We start from the raw sequence: 8,805 nt of genomic DNA, 5'->3' as shown, positions 1-8,805 counted from the left end.
CCCGAGGGCGCCCCTGTCCGTCCGCGGATCGCGATGGATCAGCAGCCGTAGTACATCTTGTACTCGACCGGGTGCGGGGTGTGCTCGAAGGCATAGACCTCGTCCCACTTGAGCGCCAGGTAGCCCTCGATCTGACCCTTGGTGAACACGTCGCCGGCCAGCAGGAACTCGTGATCCTTCTCCAGGCATTCCAGCGCTTCGCGCAGCGAGGCGCAGACGGTGGGGATGCCTGCCAGCTCTTCCGGCTCCAGGTCGTAGAGGTCCTTGTCGGAGGCTTCGCCGGGGTGGATCTTGTTCTTGATCCCGTCAAGCCCGGCCATCAGCAGCGCCGAGAAGGCCAGGTAGGGGTTCGCCGAGGGGTCGGGGAAGCGGGCTTCGACGCGCTTCGCCTTGGGGGATTCCGCCCACGGGATACGCACGCAGCCGGAGCGGTTCGACGCCGAATAGGCGCGCAGCACCGGTGCCTCGAAGCCCGGGATCAGGCGCTTGTAGGAGTTGGTGGAGGGGTTGGTGAAGGCGTTCAGCGTCTTGGCATGCTTGAGGATGCCGCCGATGAAATACAGTGCCTCGTCCGACAGGTCGGCATATTTGTCGCCTGCGAAGAGCGGCTTGCCGTCCTTCCAGATCGACATGTTGACATGCATGCCGGTGCCGTTGTCGCCGGAGATCGGCTTGGGCATGAAGGTCGCCGACTTGCCATAGGCCTGGGCGACGTTCTGCACGACGTACTTGTATTTCTGGATCTCGTCGGCCTGCTTGGTCAGGGTCCCGAAGATCAGGCCCAGCTCGTGCTGGCAGGACGCCACCTCGTGGTGGTGCTTGTCGACCTTCATGCCCATGCGCTTCATGGTCGAGAGCATCTCGGAGCGGATGTCCTGGGCGTCGTCGATCGGGTTGACCGGGAAGTAGCCGCCCTTGATGCCCGGACGCATGCCGGTATTGCCCATCTCGTACTCGGTATCCGAGTTCCAGGCCGCGTCGACCGCGTCCACCTGGTAGGACACCTTGTTCATGGTGACCGAGAAGCGGACATCGTCGAACAGGAAGAATTCGGCCTCGGGGCCGAAATAGGCCGCGTCGCCGATGCCGGAGGCGACCAGATAGGCTTCGGCCTTCTCGGCGGTGCCGCGCGGATCGCGGTCATAGGAGTCGCCGGTATCCGGCTCGACCACCGAGCAATGGATGCACATGGTCTTCTCGGCATAGAACGGGTCGATATAGGCCGAGTCGGTGTCGGGCATCAGCTTCATGTCGGACTGGTCGATCGACTTCCAGCCGGCGATGGAGGAGCCGTCGAACATGAAGCCTTCGGCCAGGAAATCCTCGTCGACCTGGTCCGCCAGCACGGTCACGTGCTGCAGCTTGCCACGCGGGTCGGTGAAGCGGATGTCGACATATTCGACGTCTTCATCGGCGATCGTCTTGAGAACGGCTTCTATACTCATTGACCGTTTTCCCTTCTCTCTACGGTTGTTCTTTGGATGGCACGGGCTCAGAGGGCGGTCTCGCCGTCCTCGCCTGTGCGGATGCGAATGGCCTGTTCGACCGGGCTGACGAAAATCTTGCCGTCGCCGATCTTCTTGGTGCGCGCGGCTTCCATGATGACGTTGATGGCGGTCTCGACCATGTCGTCGGACAGCACGACTTCGACTTTCACTTTCGGAAGGAAATCAACAACGTATTCGGCGCCGCGATAAAGTTCGGTGTGACCTTTCTGACGGCCGAATCCCTTCACCTCGACGACGGAGAGACCCTGGACACCGTTTTCCTGAAGCGCCTCCTTCACTTCATCAAGCTTGAACGGCTTGATGATCGCTTCAATCTTCTTCATTCACCGACTCCTTCGCATCGTCTGGCGTTGGCATCGGACAGATCACTTTCAAACTGGCTCCACAATTGACTAGGGTCGGGGGATTGCCGGATGCGGGACCGCCCAAGGGTGCTGGCCTTAAAAATGAGCGATGCGCAACAGAAATGAGCGAAATGAAAACTTCCAGTTCCGACGGGCCGGTGGCGGTGCTTCCGGCGGCCGGGATGCGCGCGGTCGAGGCCGAGGCTTTCGCCGCCGGCCGCGTCACCAGTCGCGCGGCGATGGAGCGGGCCGGGCAGGGGGTCGCCGCGGCGATCCTGCGCCATCGGCCGCCGGGACGTGCGCTGGTTCTTTGCGGGCCCGGCAACAATGGCGGCGACGGCTTCGTCGTGGCGCGGCTGCTGGCCGCGCAGGGCTGGCAGATCGAGGCGCGCATGCTGGGCGCGGGGGCGGCGGCCGGGCCGGATGCGGCGGCGATGCGGCATCTCTGGGAGGGCGGCACCGGCACCGCCGATCTGCTTTCGGCGCCTCTGCCCGGGCCCGGGCCGGACCTGCTCGTCGATGCCCTTTTCGGCATCGGGCTGGCCCGCCGGATCGAGGGCGCGCCGGCCGTGCGCCTGGCCGAGATCTCCGCCCTGGCGCGGGGGGCGTTCCGGGTGGCCGTCGATCTGCCCTCGGGGCTGGATGCCGATCGCGGAACGGTGCTGGGCATGACCCTGCCTGCGGATCTGAGCGTCACCTTCCATTGCCGCAAGCCCGCCCATGACCTGCGCCCCGACCTGTGCGGGGCGGTCGAGATCGTGGATATCGGCCTGTGACCCCGGCGCAGGAAGGCGTGTCTCCGGCGCTGCTGGCGCGGCTGGCCAAGCGCGGCGACCGGCACAAGTACGATTACGGCCATGTCCTGGTCCTCGCGGGCGGCGTGGGCCGCGGTGGTGCCGCGCGCCTTTCGGCGCGGGCGGCCCTGCGCGTGGGGGCAGGGCTGGTGACGCTGGCGCCGCCGCCTGCCGCGCTGATCGAGAATGCCTGCCAGCTCAACGCGATCATGCTGCGCCCGGTGGCGGATGCGGCGGTTCTGCGCGAGGTTCTCCGGGATGCGCGCATCTCGGTCATATGCCTTGGTCCGGGCCTGGGGGCGGGAGAGCGCAGCCGCGCCCTGGTCGCCGAAGTCCTTGCAACGGGGCGTCCTGCCGTGCTTGACGCGGATGCGCTGGGGGCCTTCGCGGAGGCGCCGGAAACGCTGTTCGCCATGCTCCACCGCCGCGCCGTGCTGACCCCCCATGCGGGGGAATTCGCCCGGCTGTTCCCGGCAGAGGCGGAAGAGATGCGTGCGGCCCGGGACGATGTCACCCGCAGGCGGGTCCTCTACCGGGCCGCGCAGCGGGCCGGGGCCGTGATCCTGCTGAAGGGGTCGGTGACGCGCATCGCCGATCCCGGCGGCGCCTCCGCCGAACATGCCGCGACCGGCGACCGGGCCGCGCCCTGGCTGGCCACCGCGGGGACGGGCGACGTCCTGGCGGGGCTGATTTCGGGATTGCTGGCGCGGGGTTTTTCGCCGATGGAATCCGCGCAGCTTGGCGCCTGGCTGCATGTGGAGGCCGCCCTGCGCGTCGGCCCCGGGCTGATCGCCGAAGACTTGCCCGAGGCCGTGCCCGAGGTGTTCCGCCTGCTGGGCCTGTGACGGTCTCAGCGGGGCGAAAGCGGGGACCGCTCCGGCGCGGCGCGGGCGAGGCTGGCGGCGTTGCCGTGCCAGGTCTCTCCCCCTTGCGGCGGCGGCGGCACGCGGGCGGCCAGTGCCAGCAGAAGGATAAGCATCGCGCAGCCGCCAAGGGCGGCGATCCGCGCCCGGGACGGGCCGCGCAGCCATCTGGCGGGCAGGGACGGGGAAAACTGTGTCATCATCAGGCTCCTTGGATCGGGATTTGGATCGGGATGCCTTCCAGATGACGGGTTTTGGAGAATTATGAAAATGAATGATTGTTGGCGAATGCATCACGGATGAAGATGATGGATCCGGATGAGAAACCCCTCGCATCGCCGGGTGGGCTTTGCTAAACGACCGCCCACGCGGGTGTGGCGGAATTGGTAGACGCACCAGATTTAGGTTCTGGCGCCGCAAGGCGTGGGGGTTCGAGTCCCTTCACCCGCACCACTTTGATCTGAAGAGATAAATCGGCCCGGAAGGGCGAGGCCTCCGGGGCCGGTTCCGGGGTTTTCCCACATAGTTTCCCAGATTCATGTTTTGTTTTCGTTCCGTTCGGCCGCCAGTTGCGCCCGTTTAGAGGCCGCCTTCTGCGCCGCGCCGCGCCGGTATTTCTGGACCATCTCCAGCGTGCGGTGCCCGGTGACGGCCTGGATGTCGGAATCCGAACAGCCCGCCTCGGCCAGACGCTGCGCCGCCGTGTAGCGCCAGCCATGGGGCACCAGCCGGTCCTCGCCGCCCTTCACCCCGATGGCGATGCGCACCGCCTCGATCGCCAGCTGCACGCGCCTCTTGCCCAGCGGCTGGGTCAGGTTCTTGGCCAGGATGAATTCACCTTCCTTCTTCAGCTGGCCCAGATAGCTGCGCAGCCGCGTCGGGCAATAGATCCAAAGCTCTGCGCCGGTTTTCTCCTGGATGACCTTCATGAATTCGCCGTCGAAATCGCGCCAGCGCATCTTGATGCAGTCGCCCAGGCGCTGGCCGGTGCCGATTGCCAGCTCATAGGCGGTCAATGCCGCGTGGTTTCCGGTGCTGCGCGCGACGTTTTCGAAGGCGCGCAGCTTTTCCTCGGGCCAGGCGCGGTATTCGCCGCCGCTCAGCTTCGCGATTCCGGAAACCGGGTTCCGGTCGATCCATTCCTTGTCCATCGCGTGCTTGCAGAGAATGGACAGCACCGCGAGGCGTTCATTCGCCTTCGACCATGAGTCGGCCAGGGCATCCCGCGCGGCGATGGCCTGGGCACGGCGAAAGGTGGTCATGTCCTTCTTGCCGTTCTTTTCGCGGATCGCCTCGCAATGGCGCCGGTAATTGAGCCGGGTGTTCTTGCTTTTCGAGCGGAAGCCCGGGCTCTGGTAATAGCTCTGGATCAGCGCGTCCCAGGTCGTCTTGATCTCGCGCTTCTGGCGGCCGCTGCGGGCGCGCCAATAGGCATCGGTGAATTCCTGGCTGTCGGGATTGTCGGGCAGGCGGACATAGGCATTGCCCTTCCTGAAATACCAATACACCCGGTCGCCACGCTGTTTCCGGCTCAGATAGGGAAGCTGCGTCTTCTTCATGGTTCAAATTCCTCGGCTTCAAATCTCGGGGGGCGCAGGGCGTCGTCCAGGTCGGCGACGCGCCAGCGGAGGATGCCCGGGCCCAGGGGCCGGGGCTGGGGCATGGTGCCGGTCCGAACCATGGCGAGGAACTCGGCCTTGGTCACGCCGATCATCCGGGCCGCGGTGGAATCGTTGACGCCGAGGCGCTGAAGCTGGGTCATGTCCTGTCTTCCTTCATCGGGATCAGCCCGCCGAGGCGCAGCGCCTCGATGTCGCGCAGGATGGTGGTCAGGGGCGCGCCCAGCTGGTCGCGCAGTTGCGTGGGCGGGGTGGCGGGATCGTGCTGCAACGTGGCCAGCACCGCCTCGCGGCGGGCGCGGAGGAGGCGGTCCTTCTCGCTTGCCGAGCGGCGCACCACGTCGGGCTGGGGTGGCCGTTCGGCGCTGCGGCCGCTGCGGCGGTCATGCTCGGCGATCAGGCGGCGCTGATGCTCCAGCGCGCGATCGGCGCCGGTCGCGGCGGGGTCTGGCGCCCGGTGGCAGATCGTGCGGCGGTGCAGCTCGGCGAGGAATTCGCCGATCGGGATCTGGCGGGTCATGCATGTCTCCTTTCGGGCGTGGTGCCCCATTGCTCGGCCATCGCCTCGGCGAGGCCCTCGAAGGTGCGGCTGCGGAATTTCCAGCGGTCGGGGCCGGGCGGGGCGCGGTGGATCGCGGACCAGCGCCGGTGCGCCTCGGTCCCCGGCCGTGGCGGCACCAGCCGGTTGGCGGCCTCGAGCGGCGGCAGGTCGCGCAAATAAAGGCCGGTCGCCTTGAAGGCCGGATCGCCGAACCACCAGGGCTGGACGATCTGCGGCCGGGGCAGGCCGTGCGGCAGGCGCTCGCGGGCATGGCGGTGCATCACCGGGTTCTCGACGCAGACCCGCGGCACGGGGGCGTGCCAGAGATCGGCGAAGAGCTGCACGCCCTCCTCCAACTCGGCCCACATCTGCGGCAGGGAGCGGCCGCGCGGCGGGCGGTGCAGCCAGCGGACGCCGGAATTGCACAGCCGGGTGCAGGGCGGGTGGGCGACCATCAGCAGGTCCCAGCCCAGATGAAGCACCTCGCGCGCATCGCAGCGGAAATGCGTGTTGGCCCCGTCCTCGGCAGGCAGCAGGTCGCAGGACCAGGCATCATGCCCGCGCCGGGCAAAGGCGCGCCGGACCACGCCCGAGGTCTCGCAGGCGACCAGGACGCGCATCACGCCGCGCCCCCGGCGGCGGTGGCCAGCCATAGCGCGTAGACAAGCAGGATCGGCCCGCGAAAGGCGAGGGAAGGCAGGGTCATCGGGATCTCCTGGGGAAAAGGGCCCCGGGGCATGGCGCCCCGAGGCAGGTGCCGGCGCCGCCGATCCGCGAGGCATGATCGCAGGGGGATCGAGCGGGGCGGCGCCGGGGTGTCGGGTCAGCTCATGCCGAGCGCGTCCTTGTAGAGGTCGAGCACGGCCTCCTCCTCGGCGATGTCGTCGCGGTCGCGCTTGCGCAGCGCGATCAGCCTGCGCATGACCTTGGTGTCGTAGCCGCGCCCCTTGGCCTCGGCCATCACCTCTTTCACGTCATCTGCCAGTTCCTTCTTCTCGGCCTCCAGCCGCTCTATGCGCTCGATGAACTGGCGCAGCTCGGCGGCGGCGGTGCCGACGATCCTGTCCTTCTCGGCCCGGTCCTCGGCCGTCTCCTTCAGCCGCGCCTCGGCGCGGTTGAGGTCATCTGCGGTGAACGGTCCGGCAGTCGCGCCGTCGACCGTCATCGTCATGGTGGTGCCATCGCTCATGGCGGTCTCCTGTGCTGATCGCTCTGGTGGGGGTCTGCCTGGGGTGAGCTTGGTTAGGATTGGGCGGCAGGCCCCCGCCGGAGCGGTCTGTGCGGCCCCGCCGCTGCTCTCGGCGGGGCCATCCCGGGTCTCGCGGCCAGGCTGCCCGGGTGTCGTGGTGCGCGCGCCCCGGGCCGGGAGGTCACCCCGGGACGCGCTGACCGCGGCGGCCCATTCGCCGCGGTGTCTCTCAGGCGGGCTCGCCCACCGTCATGGCGCCGCTGATCAGCCGCGAGAGCCGCGCCTGGCCCAGCCGGTCGGTGCTGGCGGTATGGGCGATCAGCCAGTCGATCGAGGCGCCGCGGGTGCGGGCGGGCAGGCGGGCGTCCGAGGCCATGGCCAGGTGCTGCGCATAGAGGTTGCGGCTGGCGCGCGGGTCATGGTCCCAGAGAATTCCGATCGCGGCGTCCCGGTCCGCCTGGGCGTGGCCGCCGCGCAGGACCATCCGGGCGCGGCGCAGCGCGAAGGTGCGGTCGGAAAGGGAAAGGGCGGTCATGCGCAGGCCTCCCGTGCAATCATGCTGCTCTGGGCATCCTCGTGGGCCGTCAGGGCTGTCTCGACGGCGGCGACCTCCTCGGGGGAGTGCAGCTCGATCACCAGCGCCAGCGTGGCGCCCTCGAAATCGGGGCAGGTGAACTCGGCGCGGGTGTCGATATGCCATTTCCGGCCGCGCAGGCCGATGGGCGGGAACGTTCCCATGGTTCAGACCCTCCGGCCGGTTTTGCGAAAAAAGGAACGGATCGTGGGGCCGGGCAGGGTGAAGCCCCATGTTCTCAGGGGGTATGCCGACGCCCGCGCCTGGTTTCGGATATGCGAAAGCGATGCGAGAAAGGAAGTTGGTGTCAAGTATCTGATAGTGTTGTAAAAAAATGATTTCCGCGGCAGCCCGTATGCACTAGCCCTGTTCGGGAGGTCGCGATCGGGGATTGCTTGCCCGGCGGCTCGATCTGCAGCGATGGTTCGCCGAAGCGGATCATTGACCGATGGAACGAAATGTGAACATTGTCCGGTGGGTGGCATGTCGTGTCCTCCTGCGATGTAGAAAACATGACAGACAGGAATATATCAGTCAATGACTGACAGTCATAATAGTGAGAAAAATATTCCGGCGGAGGTTGTCCGCCGGTTGCGCGATATGACTAACGATGAGCTGTTGGAGTTCCTGCGGCTGCTGGAGGGCTCTTAGGGCGACTTTTCGGGCTGAAGGCTCTCCAGGAGTTGGACCGCAGTCATTTGCTTCTCTCTGCTGACGCGTAAGAGTGCTGTTACTGCCCTGTCCATGAGTTCGTCACGCTCAAAGAGATCGGCGGTTTTGACATCCAGAGCGGCAGATATGCTCTCCAGCACATCAAGGGTGGGATTTGCGATCCCCTTCTCGATTTTGCTGATCATGCTCTGGGTGAGGTTGCACATATCTCCAAGCTCGGCTTGAGATAGGCCCCGCATTTTTCTTAGGATCTTGATCCGTTCCATTCCTGCAGTGTTGCGGCGTTCGGTATGGAACGCAAAATCCTGCGGGTCATTGCCTATATCCGGTACGGAATGAATAGGATTGACAGGAATATGACTGACCGTCATATCTGTATCGATGACTACGCTTCCCTCATACCTCATAGCTCAGAGCATCACGCAAGCTGAGTTCGCAAGGCGCATCGGCGCCTCGCAAGGGTTCATAAGCAAGCTTTGCAAGGGATCTGGGACGCCGAGCCTGGAACTAGCCGCACGCATTGAGTGGGCCACAAAAGGCGAGGTGACCGCGATTTCCTGGGTGAAGGAGGTGCGCGAGTGGTCAGAATGACACCGGGCAGGGATTCTTCGAGCACGCATGACGGTACCTCAACTCTGGACGGGAACATGCCCGGCCAGGGGCAGGATGCCGGACCGTCGAAAGCTAGGCCTGCCTTGGGA

Annotated in this window: 14 protein-coding genes and 1 tRNA gene; 4 read left to right on the top strand and 11 right to left on the bottom strand. The window is 66.2% G+C overall.

Going from position 1 to position 8,805, the window contains the following annotated elements; all coding sequences use genetic code 11:
* Positions 1–38: 38 nt before the first annotated feature.
* Complete coding sequence (gene glnA / locus ICN82_RS04670) at positions 39–1,445, bottom strand: type I glutamate--ammonia ligase (RefSeq protein WP_193180167.1); 1,407 nt, start codon at positions 1,443–1,445, stop codon at positions 39–41.
* Between the two features lie 47 nt (positions 1,446–1,492).
* Positions 1,493–1,831: a P-II family nitrogen regulator gene (locus tag ICN82_RS04665; protein ID WP_108258133.1), complete on the bottom strand. Its 339-nt coding sequence runs from the start codon at positions 1,829–1,831 to the stop codon at positions 1,493–1,495.
* Positions 1,832–1,983: 152 nt separating this feature from the next.
* Between ICN82_RS04665 and ICN82_RS21595 the strand changes: the two genes are divergently transcribed.
* Together ICN82_RS21595 and ICN82_RS21590 are read left to right on the top strand one after the other, a co-directional pair.
* Positions 1,984–2,628, top strand: coding sequence for an NAD(P)H-hydrate epimerase (locus ICN82_RS21595; protein WP_193180159.1), 645 nt, complete (start codon positions 1,984–1,986; stop codon positions 2,626–2,628).
* Positions 2,625–3,491, top strand: a complete 867-nt coding sequence (locus ICN82_RS21590; RefSeq protein WP_330998961.1) for an NAD(P)H-hydrate dehydratase — start codon at positions 2,625–2,627, stop codon at positions 3,489–3,491. The genes ICN82_RS21595 and ICN82_RS21590 overlap by 4 nt, the downstream gene beginning before the upstream one ends.
* A gap of 5 nt (positions 3,492–3,496) precedes the next feature.
* Here ICN82_RS21590 and ICN82_RS04650 read toward each other — a convergent pair whose 3' ends face one another.
* Positions 3,497–3,709 carry a hypothetical protein gene (locus ICN82_RS04650; RefSeq protein WP_193180157.1) on the bottom strand — a complete coding sequence of 71 codons (213 nt, stop codon included), beginning with the start codon at positions 3,707–3,709 and terminating at the stop codon, positions 3,497–3,499.
* A gap of 168 nt (positions 3,710–3,877) precedes the next feature.
* Between ICN82_RS04650 and ICN82_RS04645 the strand changes: the two genes are divergently transcribed.
* Positions 3,878–3,962: transfer RNA gene (locus ICN82_RS04645), tRNA-Leu, on the top strand.
* A gap of 83 nt (positions 3,963–4,045) precedes the next feature.
* Here ICN82_RS04645 and ICN82_RS04640 read toward each other — a convergent pair.
* The 8 genes from ICN82_RS04640 to ICN82_RS04605 all read right to left on the bottom strand — a co-directional run bounded on the left by ICN82_RS04640 (position 4,046) and on the right by ICN82_RS04605 (position 8,511).
* On the bottom strand, positions 4,046–5,068 hold the full coding sequence (locus ICN82_RS04640) for a site-specific integrase (protein WP_193180155.1): 1,023 nt from the start codon (positions 5,066–5,068) through the stop codon (positions 4,046–4,048).
* Positions 5,065–5,271, bottom strand: coding sequence for a helix-turn-helix transcriptional regulator (locus tag ICN82_RS04635; protein WP_193180146.1), 207 nt, complete (start codon positions 5,269–5,271; stop codon positions 5,065–5,067). The genes ICN82_RS04640 and ICN82_RS04635 overlap by 4 nt, the downstream gene beginning before the upstream one ends.
* On the bottom strand, positions 5,268–5,648 hold the full coding sequence (locus ICN82_RS04630; protein ID WP_193180145.1) for a hypothetical protein: 381 nt from the start codon (positions 5,646–5,648) through the stop codon (positions 5,268–5,270). Before ICN82_RS04630 ends, ICN82_RS04635 begins: the two co-directional genes overlap by 4 nt.
* Positions 5,645–6,289, bottom strand: a complete 645-nt coding sequence (locus ICN82_RS04625; RefSeq protein WP_193180305.1) for a hypothetical protein — start codon at positions 6,287–6,289, stop codon at positions 5,645–5,647. Before ICN82_RS04625 ends, ICN82_RS04630 begins: the two co-directional genes overlap by 4 nt.
* 203 nt (positions 6,290–6,492) lie before the next feature.
* Positions 6,493–6,729: a DUF2312 domain-containing protein gene (locus ICN82_RS04620; protein ID WP_407943745.1), complete on the bottom strand. Its 237-nt coding sequence runs from the start codon at positions 6,727–6,729 to the stop codon at positions 6,493–6,495.
* Between the two features lie 358 nt (positions 6,730–7,087).
* Positions 7,088–7,393 carry a hypothetical protein gene (locus ICN82_RS04615; RefSeq protein ID WP_193180143.1) on the bottom strand — a complete coding sequence of 102 codons (306 nt, stop codon included), beginning with the start codon at positions 7,391–7,393 and terminating at the stop codon, positions 7,088–7,090.
* Entirely contained in the window at positions 7,390–7,596 is a 207-nt protein-coding gene (locus ICN82_RS04610) for a hypothetical protein (protein ID WP_193180141.1), read from the bottom strand. The genes ICN82_RS04615 and ICN82_RS04610 overlap by 4 nt, the downstream gene beginning before the upstream one ends.
* Positions 7,597–8,079: 483 nt before the next feature.
* On the bottom strand, positions 8,080–8,511 hold the full coding sequence (locus ICN82_RS04605; RefSeq protein ID WP_226898286.1) for a helix-turn-helix domain-containing protein: 432 nt from the start codon (positions 8,509–8,511) through the stop codon (positions 8,080–8,082).
* Between ICN82_RS04605 and ICN82_RS21695 the strand changes: the two genes are divergently transcribed.
* Positions 8,486–8,695, top strand: a complete 210-nt coding sequence (locus ICN82_RS21695) for a helix-turn-helix domain-containing protein (RefSeq protein ID WP_193180136.1) — start codon at positions 8,486–8,488, stop codon at positions 8,693–8,695. The two genes, ICN82_RS04605 and ICN82_RS21695, sit on opposite strands and share 26 nt — an antisense overlap.
* The last annotated feature ends 110 nt before the right edge of the window (positions 8,696–8,805 follow it).

Origin of the sequence: Mangrovicoccus algicola (assembly GCF_014903745.1) — a bacterium.
In the GTDB taxonomy this organism is placed as follows: Bacteria; Pseudomonadota; Alphaproteobacteria; order Rhodobacterales; family Rhodobacteraceae; genus Mangrovicoccus; species Mangrovicoccus algicola.
This window is presented reverse-complemented; position numbering and strand designations above follow the sequence as displayed.